Annotated in this window: 22 protein-coding genes; 15 read left to right on the top strand and 7 right to left on the bottom strand. The window is 67.1% G+C overall.

From position 1 onward, the window contains the following. Window positions 1-195 precede the first annotated feature (195 nt). Complete coding sequence (locus tag ACOZHM_RS08330; protein ID WP_421568800.1) at window positions 196-777, bottom strand: EF-hand domain-containing protein; 582 nt, start codon at window positions 775-777, stop codon at window positions 196-198. 156 nt (window positions 778-933) lie between these two features. Between ACOZHM_RS08330 and ACOZHM_RS08325 the strand changes: the two genes are divergently transcribed. Together ACOZHM_RS08325 and ACOZHM_RS08320 are read left to right on the top strand one after the other, a co-directional pair. Further along, window positions 934-1,689 carry an arginyltransferase gene (locus tag ACOZHM_RS08325; protein ID WP_421568799.1) on the top strand — a complete coding sequence of 252 codons (756 nt, stop codon included), beginning with the start codon at window positions 934-936 and terminating at the stop codon, window positions 1,687-1,689. Beyond that, window positions 1,670-2,932: an endonuclease/exonuclease/phosphatase family protein gene (locus tag ACOZHM_RS08320; RefSeq protein ID WP_421568797.1), complete on the top strand. Its 1,263-nt coding sequence runs from the start codon at window positions 1,670-1,672 to the stop codon at window positions 2,930-2,932. Before ACOZHM_RS08325 ends, ACOZHM_RS08320 begins: the two co-directional genes overlap by 20 nt. Window positions 2,933-3,273: 341 nt before the next feature. On the opposite strand, the gene purT is transcribed toward ACOZHM_RS08320, so the two are convergent. After that, window positions 3,274-4,461: a formate-dependent phosphoribosylglycinamide formyltransferase gene (purT, locus tag ACOZHM_RS08315; protein WP_421568796.1), complete on the bottom strand. Its 1,188-nt coding sequence runs from the start codon at window positions 4,459-4,461 to the stop codon at window positions 3,274-3,276. 145 nt (window positions 4,462-4,606) lie between these two features. Between purT and ACOZHM_RS08310 the strand changes: the two genes are divergently transcribed. The 8 genes from ACOZHM_RS08310 (at window position 4,607) to ACOZHM_RS08275 (ending at window position 9,663) form a co-directional block, all read left to right on the top strand. Continuing rightward, window positions 4,607-5,476, top strand: coding sequence for an SPFH domain-containing protein (locus ACOZHM_RS08310; protein WP_421568794.1), 870 nt, complete (start codon window positions 4,607-4,609; stop codon window positions 5,474-5,476). Window positions 5,477-5,478: 2 nt separating this feature from the next. After that, complete coding sequence (locus ACOZHM_RS08305; protein WP_070206839.1) at window positions 5,479-5,658, top strand: Arc family DNA binding domain-containing protein; 180 nt, start codon at window positions 5,479-5,481, stop codon at window positions 5,656-5,658. Then, entirely contained in the window at window positions 5,655-5,831 is a 177-nt protein-coding gene (locus tag ACOZHM_RS08300; protein WP_421568792.1) for a DUF4177 domain-containing protein, read from the top strand. Before ACOZHM_RS08305 ends, ACOZHM_RS08300 begins: the two co-directional genes overlap by 4 nt. Window position 5,832: 1 nt before the next feature. Then, window positions 5,833-7,122 carry an alpha/beta fold hydrolase gene (locus ACOZHM_RS08295; RefSeq protein ID WP_421568791.1) on the top strand — a complete coding sequence of 430 codons (1,290 nt, stop codon included), beginning with the start codon at window positions 5,833-5,835 and terminating at the stop codon, window positions 7,120-7,122. Beyond that, entirely contained in the window at window positions 7,119-7,670 is a 552-nt protein-coding gene (locus ACOZHM_RS08290) for a PH domain-containing protein (RefSeq protein ID WP_421568790.1), read from the top strand. Before ACOZHM_RS08295 ends, ACOZHM_RS08290 begins: the two co-directional genes overlap by 4 nt. A 9-nt stretch (window positions 7,671-7,679) precedes the next feature. Next, window positions 7,680-8,483 (top strand): M15 family metallopeptidase, encoded by an 804-nt coding sequence (locus ACOZHM_RS08285; RefSeq protein ID WP_421568789.1) that lies wholly within the window; start codon window positions 7,680-7,682, stop codon window positions 8,481-8,483. 64 nt (window positions 8,484-8,547) lie between these two features. Then, window positions 8,548-9,066: a hypothetical protein gene (locus ACOZHM_RS08280; RefSeq protein ID WP_421568787.1), complete on the top strand. Its 519-nt coding sequence runs from the start codon at window positions 8,548-8,550 to the stop codon at window positions 9,064-9,066. Between the two features lie 60 nt (window positions 9,067-9,126). Continuing rightward, window positions 9,127-9,663 (top strand): hypothetical protein, encoded by a 537-nt coding sequence (locus tag ACOZHM_RS08275; protein WP_421568785.1) that lies wholly within the window; start codon window positions 9,127-9,129, stop codon window positions 9,661-9,663. A 119-nt stretch (window positions 9,664-9,782) separates the two neighbouring features. Here the strand turns inward: ACOZHM_RS08275 and ACOZHM_RS08270 are convergent, their stop codons facing one another. The 4 genes from ACOZHM_RS08270 to ACOZHM_RS08255 all read right to left on the bottom strand — a co-directional run bounded on the left by ACOZHM_RS08270 (window position 9,783) and on the right by ACOZHM_RS08255 (window position 13,467). Further along, entirely contained in the window at window positions 9,783-10,154 is a 372-nt protein-coding gene (locus tag ACOZHM_RS08270) for a DUF423 domain-containing protein (RefSeq protein ID WP_421568784.1), read from the bottom strand. Between the two features lie 79 nt (window positions 10,155-10,233). Next, on the bottom strand, window positions 10,234-11,313 hold the full coding sequence (locus tag ACOZHM_RS08265) for an SRPBCC family protein (RefSeq protein ID WP_421568783.1): 1,080 nt from the start codon (window positions 11,311-11,313) through the stop codon (window positions 10,234-10,236). Window positions 11,314-11,626: 313 nt separating this feature from the next. Then, window positions 11,627-12,268: a response regulator gene (locus ACOZHM_RS08260; protein WP_421568781.1), complete on the bottom strand. Its 642-nt coding sequence runs from the start codon at window positions 12,266-12,268 to the stop codon at window positions 11,627-11,629. Beyond that, window positions 12,268-13,467 (bottom strand): sensor histidine kinase, encoded by a 1,200-nt coding sequence (locus ACOZHM_RS08255; protein WP_421568780.1) that lies wholly within the window; start codon window positions 13,465-13,467, stop codon window positions 12,268-12,270. The genes ACOZHM_RS08260 and ACOZHM_RS08255 overlap by 1 nt, the downstream gene beginning before the upstream one ends. Before the next feature lie 137 nt (window positions 13,468-13,604). On the opposite strand from ACOZHM_RS08255, the gene ACOZHM_RS08250 reads away from it, so the two are divergent. The 5 genes from ACOZHM_RS08250 to ACOZHM_RS08230 are packed head-to-tail and all read left to right on the top strand — an operon-like array spanning window position 13,605 to window position 16,627. After that, entirely contained in the window at window positions 13,605-14,201 is a 597-nt protein-coding gene (locus tag ACOZHM_RS08250; RefSeq protein ID WP_421568778.1) for a GNAT family N-acetyltransferase, read from the top strand. A 13-nt stretch (window positions 14,202-14,214) separates the two neighbouring features. Beyond that, window positions 14,215-14,991, top strand: a complete 777-nt coding sequence (gene minC, locus ACOZHM_RS08245) for a septum site-determining protein MinC (RefSeq protein WP_421568776.1) — start codon at window positions 14,215-14,217, stop codon at window positions 14,989-14,991. 35 nt (window positions 14,992-15,026) lie between these two features. After that, window positions 15,027-15,836: a septum site-determining protein MinD gene (gene minD / locus ACOZHM_RS08240; RefSeq protein WP_421568774.1), complete on the top strand. Its 810-nt coding sequence runs from the start codon at window positions 15,027-15,029 to the stop codon at window positions 15,834-15,836. A 2-nt stretch (window positions 15,837-15,838) separates the two neighbouring features. After that, entirely contained in the window at window positions 15,839-16,099 is a 261-nt protein-coding gene (minE, locus tag ACOZHM_RS08235) for a cell division topological specificity factor MinE (RefSeq protein ID WP_313343529.1), read from the top strand. 48 nt (window positions 16,100-16,147) lie between these two features. Next, complete coding sequence (locus tag ACOZHM_RS08230; protein ID WP_421568773.1) at window positions 16,148-16,627, top strand: hypothetical protein; 480 nt, start codon at window positions 16,148-16,150, stop codon at window positions 16,625-16,627. Window positions 16,628-16,848: 221 nt separating this feature from the next. Here the strand turns inward: ACOZHM_RS08230 and ACOZHM_RS08225 are convergent, their stop codons facing one another. Next, window positions 16,849-18,090 (bottom strand): DUF819 domain-containing protein, encoded by a 1,242-nt coding sequence (locus tag ACOZHM_RS08225; RefSeq protein WP_421568772.1) that lies wholly within the window; start codon window positions 18,088-18,090, stop codon window positions 16,849-16,851. Between the last annotated feature and the right edge of the window lie 325 nt (window positions 18,091-18,415).

Raw genomic sequence — 18,415 nt, 5'->3', positions numbered from 1 at the left:
CCCTTTTTGGTGGTCAAAATTGTGGTGTGGGGGGCATTGGGCGGGGCCTGGCCCGGGGCGGGGGGTTTTATTTTACAAAAAAACGCCCGCGGGTCTATCCCGGCCGCTCCTAGGTTGTGTATCTGGATCATGACGCCGGACGGGAGAGCAGCCGACTAACAGTCGGCTCTACGTCGGCTCTACGTCGGCTCTACCTCAGCGCGCCTTCGGCGGCATCGGCGGCTTGTCGCCACCGTGCCCACCACGCGGGCCACCGAACGGGCCCTTGGCCGCGTCGAACTCGGCCTTGCTGATCTGGCCGTCCTTGTTCGTATCGGCAGCAGCGAACCACGCGTCACGATGCTGCTTCATGCCCAGCTCGCGGTCGGCCTTGTCCAGGTAGCCGTCCTTGTTGAGGTCCAGCTGATCGAAACGGGCGGCCAGGCGCGGGTCGGCCTTGGCCTCTTCGCGGCTGATCCGGCCGTCCTTGTTCACGTCCAGCTTTTCCATGCGCTCATGCATCGCGCCCGGACCGCGCCCGTGGCGCTTGCCCTGCCAGCGCTGCAGCTCGTCGCGCGAGAGCTTGCCATCCTTGTTGGTGTCCAGGCTGTCGAACTTCTCGGCCAGGCGCGGCGCCTTGGCGGCTTCGGTGCGGTCGATGAAACCGTCGCCGTTCGTGTCCAGCTTCGCGCGGGCCGGCTTGTCGGGCGTGGCCGGGGTATCGGCAGCCACCGCCAGGCCGGCAGCGCCGGTGGTCATCAGCAGGGCCAGCAGCAGAAGGGGTTTGCGGTTGCGCATGGGTCACTCCGGTTCTTGGGGGGAATCTTCGTGCGGTGCGTTGGCACCCACGGGAGAGAAAACGCACCAGGGGCGGTCGCGTTGACCGCGCGCCCGGCCGCGTTCATCCGACAGACAGTCGCGGCGGCTGCGACGCCCCGGCGCTATGCTGTGGCCATGGCGATCCACACCGACCGTGATGACGAGCTGCGACTGTTCCAGACCGGGGACCATCCCTGCGGGTACTGGCCGGAACGGGCCGCGCGCGACCTCGTCCTGGATCCGCACGACCCGCGGCTGGGCACCCTGTACCCGATGGCGCTGAGCTGGGGCTTCCGTCGCTCCGGCGACCTGGTCTACCGCCCGCATTGCGCCAACTGCCACGCCTGCGTGTCCGTGCGGGTGCCGGTGGCGCGCTTTGCGCCCGACCGCAGCCAGCGGCGCTGCCTGGCGCAGAACGCCGACCTGGAAGTGCGCATCGTCGCCGCCGAACAGACCGACGAGCAGTTCGCCCTGTACCACCGCTACCTGACCCACCGCCACGCCCAGGGCGGCATGGACGAGCACGGCCCGCACGAATTCGACCAGTTCCTGATCGGCCAGTGGTCGCAGGGCCGCTTCCTGGAGATCCGCGGGCCGTCCGAGGGCGGCCATCGCGGCCCCCTGCTCGCCGTGGCGGTCACCGACGTCACCCCGCAGGGGCTGTCGGCCGTGTACACCTTCTTCGACCCCGACCACGCGCATCGCGGGCTGGGCACCTTCGCCATCCTGCAGCAGATCGCCTGGGCCCGGCGCGAGCAGCTGCCCCACCTGTACCTGGGGTACTGGATCCGCAACCACCGCAAGATGGACTACAAGCGCCGGTTCCGCCCGCTGGAGGCCTACGACGGCCGCCGCTGGCACGACTTCGACGATGCCCTGGACGGCATCTGACCCGCCATTGCAATGCGCGCCCGTGCAAAATAGCGGCATGAAAGCCCATCCCCTGATCCTTGCCCTGGCCCTGCTCTGCGGCGCCTGCGCCCAAACCCCGACCAAGACCGCCGCCATGCCGGATGCCCCTTCCGCGCCGCTGCGGATCGCCACCTACAACACCTCGCTGTACAGCGACGAGACCGGCGGCCTGATCGCCGAACTGGAAGGCGACAGCGCCCACGCGCGCAAGATCGCCGCCGTGCTGCAGCAGGTCCGCCCGGACCTGGTGCTGCTCAACGAATTTGACTTCGACGACGCCCACCGCGCCGCCGACCTGTTCCAGCAGCGCTACCTGGAAGTCGCCCAGCCGGGCGGCGGCGAGCCGCTGCACTTCGCCTACCGCTACCTGGCCCCGGTCAACACCGGCGTGCAGAGCGGGCTGGACCTGGACAACAACGGCCAGATCGGCGGCGACGGCCGCAACCGTGGCAATGATGCGTGGGGCTACGGCCTGCACCCGGGCCAGTACGGCATGCTGGTGCTGTCGCGTTACCCGATCGACGCCGCCAAGGTGCGCAGCTTCCAGCTGCTGAAGTGGAGCAACATGCCCGGCGCGCTGCGCCCGATCGACCCGCGCAGCGGCAAGTCCTTCTACAACGACCACGTGTGGTCGCAGCTGCGGCTGTCGTCCAAGTCGCATTGGGACGTGCCGGTGAATACCCCGAACGGCGTGGTGCACGCGCTGGTCTCGCACCCGACCCCGCCGGTATTCGACGGCCCGGAAAAGCGCAACGCGGCGCGCAACCACGATGAACTGCGGCTGTGGCAGGAATATCTGTCGAGTGGCGAGAAGCCGTGGCTGTGCGATGACAAGGGCACGTGCGGCGGGCTGGCACAGGACGCGCGCTTCGTGATCCTGGGCGACCTCAACAACGACCCCGTGGACGGCGACGGGCGGCATGATGCGATTGTCGAACTGATCGAGAACCCGCGCGTGCTGCGCTACCCGACCCCGCGCAGCGTGGGCGCCGAGCAGACCAGCCTGGCCTACGCCGAAAAGGGCATCGTCCGTCGCGGCGCACCGTTCCACGCCACCGGCGATTTCGGCCCGAAGTCCGGCACCATGCGGCTGGACTACGTGCTGCCGTCGGTGGGCTTCAACTACATCGGCAGCGGCGTGTTCTGGCCGGCGAATGAAACACCGGAAGCAAAGATTGCCGATGGCAGCGACCACCACCTGGTCTGGGTGGACGTGCGGTAAAGCGTTTCGATGATTTGAATGCGTTACCCGGCGTTGAGGCTTTCACGGCAGTTGTCTGACGACCAACCCTGCCAGTGGTGGATCCTGCCGGCATTTCCAGCCGATCTGCGCGATCTATCGGGGGCGACCGGCGGGTAGCCCCCGTAGGGACGCTAGAAAACATGGGTCCGGCGCATGCGCCGGACGGGTTGGGCAGGACGCCCAACCCCGGCCTTGCCGTGTACGCAGGATTGCGTACACGCGCAAGTTTTCTAGCAGCCCCCATGGATGGGTTCACGGCGTGTCCCTACGGGGGCTACCCGGCGGTCGCCCCAACACGTAACAATCAAAACGCCATAGCTTTACGCGCGCAATTCGATCCCGATCAATTCAGCCGCCTCGCGCGCAATCCTGCGTGCCTCATCAACGTCAGCGCCACGCGCCAGCGTCACACCCACACGGCGGTGGCCGTGCACGCTCGGCTTCCCGAACAGGCGCAGCGCGGTATCCGGATTTACCAGCGCCGCTTCCACGTTGCTGAAGACCGGCACGCCTTCGCCATGCGCCAGCATCGCGCACGACGCCGACGGACCGCTCTGGCGGATCAGCGGGATCGGCAGGCCCAGGATGGCACGCGCATGCAGCGCGAATTCGCTCAGTTCCTGCGACGCCAGCGTGACCAGGCCGGTGTCATGCGGGCGCGGCGAGACTTCACTGAACCACACCGCGTCGCCCTTCACGAACAGCTCCACCCCGAACAGGCCCCAGCCACCGAGGTCGTCGGTGATCGCCTGAGATATCTCCTCGGCACGCGCCAGCGCGGCCGGCGACATCGGCTGCGGCTGCCAGCTTTCGCGGTAGTCGCCGTCCTTCTGCCAATGCCCGATCGGCGCGCAGAACGAGGTGCCCGCGGCGTGGCGCACCGTCAGCAGCGTGATCTCGTAATCGAAGTCGATGAAGCCTTCCACGATGCAGCGGCCGGCACCGGCACGGCCGCCGGTCTGCGCGTACTCCCACGCCGGCGCGATGTCGGCCTCGCTGCGCAGCGTGCTCTGGCCCTTGCCCGAGGACGACATCACCGGCTTGACCACGCACGGCAGGCCGATCGCCGCCACCGCAGCACGGTATTCGGCCTCGGTGTCCACGAAGCGGTACGGCGAGGTCGGCAGGCCCAGCGTTTCCGCCGCCAGCCGGCGAATGCCCTCGCGGTCCATGGTCAGGCGCGCGGCGCGTGCTGTCGGCACCACCCGCTGGCCGGTTTCCTGCTCCAGCTGGACCAGGGTTTCGGTGTGGATGGCTTCGATCTCGGGCACGATCAGGTGCGGCTTTTCCTCCGCGATCAGCGCGCGGAGCGCCATCGCGTCGAGCATGTCGATCACATGCGAACGATGCGCCACCTGCATGGCCGGGGCATTGGCATAGCGGTCGGCGGCGATCACCTCCACGCCCAGCCGCTGCAGCTCGATAGCGACCTCCTTGCCCAGTTCGCCCGAGCCCAGCAGCAGGACGCGGGTGGCGGAAGGAGACAGCGGGGTGCCGAGCGTGATCATGGCGATATTCCGGACAACAGAGCAGGGGCAGGCATTGTAGAGCCACCCCATGGGTGGCTGCGAAGGGTCAGCGCCCGGGCTCTTGCGGTTTTGATATCAATTTGATATCACTATTCAAAACCCGCCCCGCAAAGGATGCCCCGCCATGAAAGAAAAGCCCGTCCGCTCGCTCTCCGGCCTGCCCTTCCTGCTGGGGGTTCTCGCCCTGCTGGCCGTGGCGGTGTGGCTGTTCATCCAGGGCGTGCAACCCGGCCACCCGAACGGGTGGCTGATACTTGGCAGCCTGCTGCTGGCCTTCGCCGCCCTGCTCAGCCTGACCGGCCTGTACACCGTGCAGCCCAACCAGGCCGCCGTGCTGAGCCTGTTCGGCAAGTACATCGGCACCGTCAAGGACAACGGCCTGCGCTGGAACAACCCGTTCTTCAGCAAGAAGAAGGTCAGCCAGCGCGTGCGCAACTTCGAGAGCGGCAAGCTCAAGGTCAACGAACTGGACGGCAGCCCGATCGAGATCGCCGCCGTGATCGTCTGGCAGGTGGTCGACGCCTCCGAGGCCGTCTACAACGTGGACGACTACGAGAGCTTCGTGCACATCCAGTCCGAATCGGCGCTGCGCGCGATGGCCACCAGCTACCCCTACGACCAGCACGAGGAAGGCCAACTGTCGCTGCGCAGCCACGCCGCCGAGATCTCCCAGCACCTCAAGGACGAACTGGCCGAGCGTCTGGCCGACGCGGGCGTACAGGTCATCGATGCGCGCATCAGCCACCTGGCCTACGCGCCCGAGATCGCCCAGGCAATGCTGCAGCGCCAGCAGGCCAACGCGGTGATCGCCGCACGCACCCGCATTGTTGCCGGTGCGGTGGGCATGGTCGAAATGGCGCTGCTCGAACTGCAGAAGAATGGCGTGGTGCAGCTCGATGAAGAACGCAAGGCGCAGATGGTCGGCAACCTGCTCACGGTGCTGTGCTCGGACCGCGGCACCCAGCCGATCGTCAACGCCGGTTCGTTGTACTGAGCATGAGCGAAAAGAAAGCCTACCCGCTGCGTATCAATGCCGATGTGCTGGCAGCGGCGCAGCGCTGGGCCGACGATGAACTGCGCAGCCTCAACGCGCAGATCGAGTACGTGCTGCGCGACGCACTGCGCAAGGCTGGACGCCTTCCCAAACCCGCACCTGATCCGGAGAGCAAGGAATGAGCAAGCGCTGGAGCTACCTGACCGTTGAAGTGAAACCAACGTGGACCGGCTTGAAGGCGGAGGACATACAGGCCGAACTCAATCGCCAGGGCCAGCTCGGCTGGGAACTGGTGAACACGCTGGTGTCCACGCCCATGGGCGTGGCCCTGCTGGTCTTCAAGAAGGAGCTCTGAGATGCAGACACTGCGCAGGTTCCTGATCGCAGTGCTGGTGTGGTCGGTGGCACTGGTGGCAAACGCCGCCACCCCCGAACAGACCGCCAGCCAACTTCTGGATCGGCTGGAAGCGGGCGACATGGTCGCTGCCGAGGCGATGTTCACGCCCGACATGGCCAAGGCCGCGCCCGCCGCCTCGCTGAAGGCGTTATGGCAATCGCTGGGCGCCCTGCGCAGCCGAGGGCCGGCGCGGGTGGTCGAACAGCAGGGCATGCAGGTGGTGCTGCAACCGCTGCAGTTCGCCAACGGCGCCATCAACGCCACCATCGCCGTGGATGCGCAGGGGCGCATTGCCGGCCTGTTCCTGCAACCGGCAGCTGCAGCACCCGCTCCGCCGCCGCCGGCCGCGGCCAGCTACTCCGAACGCGAGCTGGAGATCGTGGCCGGCAAGGGGCCGCTGCCGGCCACGCTGGCGCTGCCCAACGGCGCGGGCCCGTTCCGCGCGGTGGTGCTGGTGCACGGTTCCGGCCCGCAGGACCGCAACGAGACCATCCGCGCCAACCGCCCGTTCCTGGACGTCGCCCGCGGCCTGGCCGCGCAGGGCATCGCCGTGCTGCGCTATGAGAAGCGGACACGTGCGCGGCCGCAGGATTTCAGCGGCGAATACACCATGGACGATGAGACCACCGATGACGCGGTGGCCGCCGTCGCCGTGCTGGCCAACACGCCCGGCATTGATCCGCGCCACATCTATGTGATGGGCCACAGCCAGGGCGGCATGCTCGCGCCACGCATTGCCGCGCGTTCGGGCAAGGTCGCCGGGCTGGTGCTGTGGTCGGCTCCGGCGCGTTCGCTGCTGACCCTGCTGCCGGAACAGAACCGCTACCTCTTCAGCCTCGATGGCAGCATCAGTACCGACGAACAGGCCGCACTCGACCGCCTGGACGCGCAGATCGCCGCCGCGCGCGGCACGGCGCCGGTGGCCGCGAAGGATCTACCGCTGGGCCAGCCGGCCAGCTACTGGCGCGCGTTCGAGCAGGTCGACCCGGTCGCCGATGCCAAGGCATTCAAGCGCCCGATCCTGCTGCTGCAGGGCGGCCGCGATTTCCAGGTGGTCGAGGCGGACTGGAGGCGATGGCAGCAGGGGCTGCCGAAGCGTCCACACACGCGCTTCCAGTTCTACCCGGCACTCAACCATCTCGGCATCGCCGGCGAAGGCCCCGGCTCGCTGCAGGAGTACAGCGTGCCCGGTACCGTATCGACGGCGTTGATCGGCGACGTTGCCGCCTGGATCAAGGAGCAGCCATGAGCCGGGCACCCACTCCACCGCCGGCATTTTCCGTTGCTCCCGTCCCGATCTGGCGCCTGCTGTGGCTGTGGGTGCCGATGGCAGGTGCCATGGCGGTCGTCACCGTCACCACGCTGCAGTCCAGCCAGCGCAGCCCGCTGGAGCTCGGCTACACCCTGCCCTTCGTGCTGCTGGTCACCGGCGTACTGACCTGGGCCTTCTTCCGCCGCCGCATCTCCCTCGAGGGGGACGACCTGGTGGTCGTGTCCACCTTCTACCGGCGTCGCGTTCCCGTTGCGTTGCTGCAACTGGACAAGGCACGGATTGTCGATCTGGCCGAACACCATGAATTCAAACCCAGCCACAAGATCAATGGCTATGCCATGCCCGGCTTCCAGTCAGGCCATTACCGCCTCGGCGGGCGCAAGGCGTTCTGCCTGATCACTGACGCCAGCCGCATGCTGTACCTGCCGCTGCGCGACGACAGCGTGCTGCTGCTCAGCCCCGAACAGCCGCGCGCCCTGCTGGAGGCGTTGCAGGCGCTGGCCGTGCCTGCCCGCGCGCACTAAGCTGGCTGCATGCGCCGTTCCCCTGCCCTGCTGATCAACACCGCCGACATCGAACTGTGGCCCGGCGGCCTGCTGCGCGCGCGCGGCAATGCCGACGCGCGTGCGCTGGCCCAGGCGCGCTGGGTGCTGCGGCGCAAACGCGACGGACGCTACCTGGCCGCGGCTACCGCGCAGGGGCTGCTGCCGCTGGTGCCGCGGCTGATGCGCGAGCCCGGCATCGAGGCCGCGCTGGACGTGCTCGACCTGGCCCTGCATGGCACCCAGCGCGCGCATGCGGCCGACGCACTGCTGCCGCTGAGCGGCCTGCAGCAACGTCTGGAGCAACTGGGCATCGATGCCGACCGCTACGAACACGACACCGGTCTTGCCCTGGAGGCCGAACCGGCGCGCTTGGCGCTGGCCGGATTCGACCGCTATCGCCGGCCGCTGTGGCTGCTTCAGGGCGCCGCGCACGCGTGGCAACGCCTGCACGCGCAGGCCGCACGCGACGGCATCGTGCTGGAGGCCATCTCCGGCTACCGCAGCCACGACTACCAGTTGGGCATCTTCGCGCGCAAACGTGCGCGCGGCCTGGCCGTGGCCGACATCCTGCAGGTCAACGCCGCGCCGGGCTACAGCGAACACCACAGCGGCCGTGCGCTGGACATCAGCTGCCCGGGCGAGCTGCCGGCCGAAGAGAGTTTCGAGGCCACCCCTGCGTTCGCCTGGCTGGTGCGGCATGCAGGGACCCATGGTTTCCGGCTCAGCTACCCACGCGACAATCCGCACGGTATCGTCTACGAGCCTTGGCACTGGTGCTGGCAGGCGCGTTGACGCACCTACGGTTCCCGTACATCTGTCATCAGGCTTCGCGAAACAATCAAGGAGATAACGCGCCATGGAAGACGACAGCCCGTACAAGGCAAGCCGAGCGACATCAGTCGCGCAGCCGTCCTATCGACTCGACTGGCGCGATGAAGCACCTCGCGAGATAACCAGCCCCATCAAACACATGGCGATTCTGCTGGTCGTCGCCGGCTGCCTGGCGCTGATCACGAGCTTGGTGCCGTACTTCGGCGACCGGCCGCTCCATCCGACGCTGCTGGCGCTGGCGCTTTGCCTTACCGCGATCTACATGCTGCTCGCGTACGGGGTCCACAGGCGCAGCCGCGTGGTGGCGAGCATCGTTCTGGCGGTCTGGTGCCTGTCGGCGCTGGGCACGCTGCTGAAGATCGTCGGGGGACAGGGTGCGTTGACCGGCATCGGCTTCACGGTGATCTTCGGCTTCGTCAGCATCCGCGGCACCCTCGCCACCTTCCGCTACCACCGCCATCTGCGCGACGTGCGCAGCCGGCCGCCGCGCGCGCGCCTCAGCGACGACCCGACCTTCGCGCCGAAGCTCGACACCCCGCTGTAGAGCGACGCCATGCGTCGCTGACGCAGACGGGCACCCCCCGTTCAAGCAAGGATTCACCACATGCACAAGGACAGCCCCTACCAAGCCAGCAGCACCGCGCCTGCGCCGGAACACGCGCAACTGCGCGCCAACCAGGTTCCGCATGCCATCGGCGGGCCGGTCAAGCACATGTGGATCGCCGCCCTGGTGCTGGCGGCGATGTCGCTGGCGGGCGATGGCATCGCCCTGGCAAACCTCTACGCAGGATTTCAACTTGGCGATCAGGCACTGATCGTGGTGCTGTTCACTGCGGCGGGCGCCTTGTTCAATGTTGGCATCCTCCTCGGCCTGGCCTGGGGCATCCACCGCTACAGCCGGACCGCCGCCTGCGCGTTGCTGGCCTTCTATCTGCTGGGCCAACTCGCGCTGCTGTGGGTCGGCCAACTGACGGTGCTCAAGGGCCTGTCGCTGACGGTGATCTTCTCGTTCGTGATGATCCGCGGCACGCTGGCCACGTTCGCCTACCACCGCCATCTGAAGCAGGAAGCGCGGCGTCCGCCACGGACGCGCATCAGCGACGACCCGGCATTTGCGCCCAAGGCCGACCCCGCACCGTAGAGCGACGCCATGCGTCGCTGACCAATCAGCGCCCCACCGCGCCGTAGAGCGACGCCATGCGTCGCTGACCAATCAGCGCCCCACCGCGCTGTAGAGCGACGCCATGCGTCGCTGACCGGTCAACGCCTCAAGGCATTGAGCCCGTAAACCACCCAGCCCAGCATCAGTGCGGTGCCACCCACGGGGGCCAGCCCGGTACTGAGCTGCCACAGCGCGCCGGCGACCAGGCTGCCGGAGAACAGCAGCGTGCCCAGCAGCAGCACGTACAGCGCCAGCTTGCCCACGCTGTTCTGCTGGGTGGGCCCGAGCACCGCGAGCGCCACGCCATGACCGAAGGCGAACAGCGCCGCCGTGTTCACGTGCGACTGCGCCAAGGGTTCGGCGATGCCATGCGACGCGTATGCCGACAGCCCGACCGCCGTGGCGGCCAGCAGGCCGCCCAGGCAGGCCAGCAGGGAGGGTTTACGCGCGCGTCGTTCCAGGTTGAGCATGCCGGTCTCCTTCAAAAAAAAACGCGCCGCAGGAAGCGGCGCGTTTTCAGTTCTACGTTACATCAGGGCAACCGTCGGATTACTTGACGGCCCAGTAGATGTCGTAGGTCGCTTCCGGCGTGAACGACTTCTCCACGCCTGCGTTCCAGGACTCGTACGGGCGGTCGATCACTTCGTTGCCACCGGTCACGGCCCAGGCACGCAGGGCGTTACGGGCGATGTCCAGGCCAGCCATGTGGCCGGTGTACTTGGCATGCGCGGTGCGGTGCGGAGCGACGTGCACGTACTTGACCGGAGCGCCACCGTCGATCTTCACCGTCAGGGCTTCAGCTGAAGCACCTTCGGTACCCTTCTTCTTGACCGGCTGGGCCACGTCGAAGGCGTACTTCTCCTGACCGAAGTCAGTGGTGATGATACGGAACGGACCGGCGGCTTCGAGGTCATTGGCCTCCATCACGCGCTTGATCCACTCCTGGTTGTCCTTGATGGACTTGGTGATGGTCGCTTCGCCGCGGTCGACGTTGCCGGCAGTGACGACCAGCAGGTCTTCGGCCGGGGCATCGATGATGGCCAGGTCGGTCAGCGGGGCTTCGGCGGTGCGGTAGTCGATGTTCGGCACGGTGGCCAGCATGTTGGCCATGCGCGACAGACCCAGCTTCAGGTCGTCACCGACGTGACGGCTGACATACAGACCCGCGTAACGACCGAACAGGTTCCAGCCGTACTTGATGCTGTAGTCCTGCGTGATCTTGACGTTGCGGCCACCCTTGCCGGTCGGCTCGAGGGTGAAGCTGGTCTTCTTGTCGTGGCCCTTGGTCTCGTCTTCGATGGCGATGTCGACGCGCTTGTTCGGCTCGGACGCGGTGATTTCCCAGCTGCCCTGGCCCAGCGACGGTTCCTTGGAGGAATAGTCCAGACGGGCACCCACGCCAGCGGCGGGGCCGGAGTGCTTCAGTTCAACGGCGGGATCGCGCAGCAGGAGCGGGTTCCAGTCCTTGAAGCGGCGCAGGCTGTTGACCGTGTCGTACACGATCGTCATCTTGCGGTTGGTCTCGATGCTTTCGGTAATGTGTCGCTCGCCCGGCAGCACAACGCCAATGATGACGAACAGGCCAGCCACGATCCCCAAGGCGATCAGGAACTCGATAATACGGGTCATTCAGGAGTCTCCGGGGCCGATCCCACGGCCGGGTTGATTGAAGCGAAGCGCCAATCCTAGCAGGCTTCGCGGGTGTTGTTGATCAGGATTGGCGCACCGGTTTCCATACCAGCAGCGGTTTTGAATAGACAAGGAGCGGAAAGATAGCGCATCGCGCGGTCCAGCACGCGACACACCGCGATATTTATTTGCCGGTTTCGGCAAGAGAGGCGGAAGCGACCCTCGCAGCCCTTGCGGCACAAGGGTTTCAACTTGCGTTCATGTTGAGGCCAATTGGCGACCGGCACCGCCGGCCCGGTCGCCCCTGCCCCGATCAGACCAGCTGCAGCTCGAATGCCTTGAGTACCGCCCGGGTCCGGTCGCGCACACCCAGCTTGGACAGGATGTTGGACACGTGGTTCTTGATGGTGCCCTCGGCCACGCCCAACGAATTGGCGATCTCCTTGTTGGAGAAGCCGCTGGCCATCAACCGCAGGATCTCGGTCTCGCGGTCGGTCAGCGGATCCGGGCGGTCCAGGCTGACGAACTCGTTGCGCATGTGTTCCAGCCCGGACAGCAGCCGCTGGGTCACCGCCGGCTGCACCAGCGAGCCGCCGTCGGCCACGGTGCGGATGGCGCCGACCAGCTGGTCCAGGGTGACGTCCTTGAGCAGGTAGCCCTTGGCGCCGGCCTTCAGCCCGGCCAGCACCAGCTGGTCGTCGTCGAAGGTGGTCAGGATGATGGTCGGCGGTAACTGGTTCAGTCGCGACAGCATCTGCAGCGCCTCCAGCCCCGACATCACCGGCATGCGCATGTCCATCAGGACCACGTCCGGGCGCGCCTGGGGAACCACCTCGACGGCCTGGCGGCCATCGGCGGCCTCGGCCACCACTTCGATCCCGTCGTCCAGGGCGAGCAGCGAGCGGATCCCCTGCCGCACCAGGGTTTGGTCGTCGACCAGGCAGACGCGAATCATCAACGCACTCCTTCCAGGATGGCACCCAGCATCAGCACTGGCACGCCGGGGACCGAGGCGCGCAGGCGAAAGCCCTGGCCCCGGTGGGTTTCAATCTGCAGCTCACCGCCGCATTGTTGCAGGCGCTCGCGCATCCCGCGCAGGCCGTTGCCGATCACGATGCCGTCGGCGCCCACCCCGTCATCATGCGCCTGCACCACCACCAGCCCCGGGGGCTCCCGGCGCACCTGGATCCACAGGTTGCGGGCGCGCGCATGGCGCACCGCGTTGGTGATGATCTCCTGGGTGCAGCGCAGCAGCACGTGGGCCTGTTCAGGGTCCTCCACGCTGAGCGGCTCCTCGATATCCAGGTGGATGTCCAGCGACGGGACCTGTTCGGTCAGCGGGCGCAGGGCCGCGGCCAGGTCGATGGCGCCACTGTCGCGCAGCTGGCTGACCGCCTCGCGCACGTCGGTGAGCAGCAACTTGGCCAGCGTATGGGCCTGGTGCACGTGTTCCTGGGCCTGGCCCTCGGTGATGTGGCCGGCCACTTCCAGGTTCAGGCTGAGCGCGGTGAGGTGGTGGCCCAGCAGGTCATGCAGTTCGCGCGAGATGCGCGTGCGCTCATTGACCCGCGCGCTCTCGGCCAGCAGCACGCGGGTGGCGCGCAGCTCGGTGTTGAGCCGGCGCTGCTCTTCGCGGGCGTCGGTCTGCTGCCGCGCGACCAGGCTGGTCACGAAGATGAACATGGAGAAGCCGCCGTACAGCAGCGACTGCATCACCGCCTCGAACAGCGAGAACGGCAGGAACAGGTAGTACACGGGCGCGACGGCCAGCTGGCTGACCAGCAGCCAGATCACCCCTACCCGCGCCGGCAGCATCCAGGGAATGACCCCGGCGGCCACCATCATCAGGATGCTGCCCAGGCCCGAGCCGCTGAGGAAGCTCACCGCCAGCGCCGAGATGGTCAGCAGCACCAGGATGGCGCGGTCGTACCAGGCCGAATGGCCGCCGTTGCGCAGGCCGCGGGTCAGCCACAGGTAGCCGCCGCCGAAGGCCAGGTAGGCCAGGAACAGCAGCAGCGCGGGCACGTCGATGCCGCCGCCGCTACGCTTCATCAGCGCTTCGTACTGTGAGTAGACCAAGGGCAGGCCCAGCATGACCCAGGTAAACAGGCCGGCCAGTCGCAGTACTCGGGTTTGGCTGAGGTATCCCAACATGGACGCATCTTAGGCTGAACCTGCCCCGCTGCACCCGGACATAAGTCATGGCTGGCATGTGCCCCCGGCAGCCACCCATGCAATAATCCCCTGCAGGGCCCCTCGACGGGCCAACCGCGTTACCCCACGGAGTCACAATGTCGATTGTCATCCGCGACGTGCGCGAGCACGAGCTCGATTCCGTCCTGGCCCTGAACAACAACGCCGGCCTGGCCATCCTTCCGCTGGATGCTGCCCGGCTGCGCCTGTTCTATGAAACCGCTGAGTACTTCCGCGTCGCCGAGCGCGACGGCAACCTGGCCGGCTTCCTGATCGGTTTTGGCAGCGACAGCCAGCACGACAGCAGCAACTTCGCCTGGTTCCAGCAGCACCTGGCCAGCAAATTCTTCTATATCGACCGCATCGTGGTGGCCAGCCGGCGCCGCGGCGGCGGTGTGGGTCGTGCGTTCTACGCCGACGCCCAGAGTTACGCCGAGCTGCGCTACCCGCAGCTGACCTGCGAGGTGTTCCTGGACCACGGCGCCGATGCGGCGCTGCTGTTCCACGGCAGCTTCGGCTTCCGCGAGGTCGGGCAGAACACGATGGAGCACGTGGACGTGCGTGCCAGCATGCTGCTCAAGGATCTGTGCAGTTACCAGTGGGTGCACGACACCTACGGCGATACGCTGCCCGACGTGCCCTGGGTGGGCCATCGTCGCGAGCCGCTGCGCGCGCACCGACCGACGGGGACCTGAAGTGGCGGCGAACATGGATTTTGAACAGGCCGGCGAACTGAAGATCGGCCAGGTGGGAATCGCCAACCTGCGCATCCGCACCCTGGATGTGGAACGACTGACCCGCGAGATGCATGACCGGGTGGCACGCGCGCCGAAGCTGTTCGGCCGCGCGGCGGTGATCCTGGATTTCGGCGGCCTGACCCGGATGCCCGACGTGGCCACGGCGCAGGCGCTGCTGGACGGCCTGCGCAGTGCCGGCGTGCTGCCGGTGGCGCTGGCCTATGGCAGCACGGAGACCGACCTGCTCTCGCAGCAGCTGGGCCTGCCGCTGCTGGCCAAGTTCCGCGCGCAATACGAGCGTGCCGAGGCCGAACCGGCGCCCGTGGCGCCAGCACCCGCCCCCGCTGCGGAACCGGCACGCCGCGCCCGCGCGGTCGCCGCGCCGGCTGCAGCGGCCACGGACGCGGCCCGCGCGCCGCAGCCGGGACGCATGCAGACCAGCAACGTGCGTTCGGGCCAGCAGCTGTATGCGGAAAACTGCGATCTGACGGTCATGGCCACGGTCGGCGCCGGCGCCGAGGTGATCGCCGATGGCAGCATCCATATTTACGGTACGCTGCGGGGCCGAGCCCTGGCAGGTGCCCAAGGCAACACCGCGGCGCGTATTTTCTGCCGCGACTTCCACGCTGAACTGGTCGCCATTGCCGGCCATTACAAGGTACTGGACGATGTTCCGGACACGCTGCGCGGCAAGGCCGTGCAGGTGTGGCTGGAGCAGGACCAGATCAAGATTGCTGCGCTGGACTGAGCCAGCACCCCAACAGAAGAATCAGGAGAAGTCCTTTGGCTGAAATCATCGTAGTCACCTCCGGCAAGGGCGGCGTCGGCAAGACCACCAGCAGCGCCAGCCTGGCCTGTGGGCTGGCACGCCGTGGCAAGAAGGTGGCGGTGATCGACTTCGACGTCGGCCTGCGCAACCTTGATCTGATCATGGGCTGCGAGCGCCGCGTGGTGTACGACTTCGTCAATGTTGTCCACGGCGAAGCCACGCTCAAGCAGGCCCTGATCAAGGACAAGCGCTTCGACAATCTGTACGTGCTGGCCGCCTCGCAGACCCGTGACAAGGATGCGCTGACCCAGGAAGGCGTGGGCAAGGTCCTGGAGGACCTGAAGGCCGACGGCTTCGACTACATCATCTGCGACTCGCCGGCCGGCATCGAGAAGGGTGCGTTCCTGGCGATGTACTTCGCCGACCGCGCGGTGGTAGTGGTGAACCCGGAAGTGTCGTCGGTGCGCGACTCGGACCGCATCATCGGCCTGCTGGATTCGAAGACGAAGAAGGCGGAAACCGGGCAGAACGTGCCGGCCTTCCTGCTGCTGACGCGCTACAGTCCGAAGCGGGTGGAGGACGGCGAGATGCTGAGCATCACCGACGTGGAAGAGGTGCTGGGTCTGAAAGCGATCGGCGTCGTCCCCGAATCTGCCGACGTGCTGAACGCGTCGAACAAGGGCGAGCCGGTGATCCTGGACGAAGAATCGCCCGCCGGCCAGGCCTACAACGATGCGGTCGCCCGCATCCTTGGCGAAGAGCGCCCGATGCGCTTCACCGCTGTTGAGAAGAAGGGCTTCTTCAGCAAGCTGTTCGGAGGGTAAGCATGGGCCTGTTCGATTTCCTCAAGACGAAGAAGACCACCGCCGAAACGGCCAAGAACCGCCTGCAGATCATCATCGCGCAGGAGCGCAGCCACCGCGGTGGCCCGGACTACCTGCCGCTGCTGCAGCGCGAGCTGCTGGAAGTGATCAAGAAGTACGTGAACATCGACGCGGACGCGGTGAAGGTGGATCTGGTCAAGGACGGCGAGCACGATGTGCTCGACATCTCCGTCGCGTTGCCGGAAGGCCCGCAGCACCCCTGATCGACAGCGCCCCTATCCGCACGGACGGGGGCGCAACACCGACACGCCATGAACACCGCCACCGCAGAAGCAGAACCGCAGGTCACCCGCGTAGGCGACATTGCATTCAACGATGCCGCGGCCTTGCTGGCCCGCCACGCGCTGCAGCTGCATCACGTGGCCGACGGGGCGCCGATTCCCGGCAGTTACTGGGGCGAGCCCGAAGCCGGGATCATCGCCAGCGACGTCTACGTCCGCAACGACACGCCGGTGCACTCGATGCTGCACGAGGCCTGCCACCTGATCGTGCTGCCGCCGGAGCGCCGCGCACTGGTCCACACCGATGCCACCGATTCGGTCCCCGAAGAAGACGCCACCTGTTACCTGCAGATCGTGCTGGCCGAACAGCTGCCCGGTGTTGGCAGCGCTCAGCTGATGGCCGACATGGATGCGTGGGGGTACACCTATCGGTTGGGCTCGACGCGTGCCTGGTTCGAGCAGGATGCGGAAGATGCCAAAGCCTGGTTGATCGAGCGCGGGTTGCTCTAACCCGTGACGCCGGCCGTTGGCCGGCATCGTTTGGATTTGGGCGAACGGCGCTGGCTGTCCTGCTTCCGCGTGTGGGCGAGGAAGGGGTAGGCCCCGTGGGTTCCTGCGACCGGATCGAAGATCAACATCCACGGCGAAAGCAGCGCGTGCAACACACGGCCCTGCCACCCCACGCCCCGCGCGCACAGAATGAAAACGCCAACGCTCTACCGCGCGAAACGTCAGCCGCCGGCCAACGCCCGCAGGGTGATGCCCACTATGTAGGCGAGGTAGGTGCCGGTTGCGTAACCCATGGTGCCGAGGAGGACGCCTACCGGGGCCAGGGAGGGGTGGAACGCAGCGGCGACTACCGGGGCCGAGGCCGGGCCGCCGATGTTGGATTGCGAGCCGATGGCGAAGTAGAAGAACGGCACTTTCAGAACTACCGCCAGCGCCAGCAGCAGCACGATGTGCACGGCGATCCAGATCAGGCCGAGCGCGAACAGCCAGGGGCGCTCCAGCAGTGCCAGCAGGTCCATCTGCATGCCGATGCAGGCAATCAGGAAATACAGCAGCAGCGAGCCCAGCTTCGAGGCGCCCGCCCCTTCCAGATTGCGTGCGCGGGTGAAGCTCAACGCCAGGCCGCAACTGGTGGAGATCACCACCACCCACACGAACGGTGCGTCCAGGCTGAACTGAGAGGCCCAGGCGACGTGGCCCTTGAACCAGGCCGATACGGGCCCGGCGATGGCGTGTGAGAGGCCTACCGTGCCGAACGCCACCGCCACGATCAGCATCAGGTCGGTCAGGCTGGCCACGCGCTCGTGCTCGGCCTGGAATTTCTCGATGCGCAGTTTCAGCGCATCGATCGCCGAGGTGTCGGCGCCGGTGCGTGCGTCGATCTTCGCCGCGCGCCCTGCCATGAAAATCAGCACCGCCATCCACACGTAACCCACGCCCACGTCGACGACTGCAAACTGGCCGAACGTGGTGGCGTTGACGTCGAATACTTCGCGCATGGCCAGCATGTTGGCGCCGCCGCCGATCCAGCTGCCGGCCAAGGCTGCCATGCCGGCCCAGGTATCGCCGGCAACGGTTTCCGGGTGCGCCCATTTCATCAGCATGAAGGCCACCACCGCGCCGATCATGATGCTGAAGGATGCACCCAGGTACATCACGATCAGCTTCGGGCCCAGCCGCAGGATGCCCTTGATGTCCACCGCCAGCGTCAGCAGTACCAATGCGGCCGGCAGCAGGATGTCACGCGCGACCGGGTTGTACAGGCTGGTGTTCTGCCCGTCGATCAGGCCGACGGTGTTGTAGATGCCGGGGATCATGTAGCACAGCAGCAACGCCGGCACGAAAGTGTAGAAGCGCTTCCACAGCCCCGTCTGGCGTGAGGCGGTCCAGAACACGGCACCCAGGGTGGCGGCGATGAGGCCGAAGACAACGATGTCGTTCTGGATCAGGGCGGGTGCTTTCACGTAGTGGAATGCCTGGTTGGGTGCGGGGTGTGCGGGGTGTGCGGGGTGTGCGGGGTGTGCGGTAGAGGGGGGGGGGTTTGGGGGGGGGGGGGGGGGGGTGGTGGGGGGGGGGGGGGGGCGGCGCCGGCGGGGGGGGGGGGGCGCCCCCGGGGGGGGGGGGGGGGGGGGGGGCGCGGGGGGGGGTTGTTTGGGGGGGTAAAAAAGCCCGGGGGGGGGGGGCCCCTTCGACCGGGTGGGGGTTTTTTTTACCAACTCCTTGTCGCCCCCCCCCGCGCCGTCCCCCCCCCCCCCCCCCCGGCGGCCGGGGCCCCCCACCCCCCCGCCC

Origin of the sequence: Stenotrophomonas sp. PD6 (genome assembly GCF_049199305.1) — a bacterium.
In the GTDB taxonomy this organism is placed as follows: Bacteria; Pseudomonadota; Gammaproteobacteria; order Xanthomonadales; family Xanthomonadaceae; genus Stenotrophomonas.
Note: the sequence above shows the minus strand (reverse complement) of the source record. Positions and strands in the feature narration are given on the sequence as shown.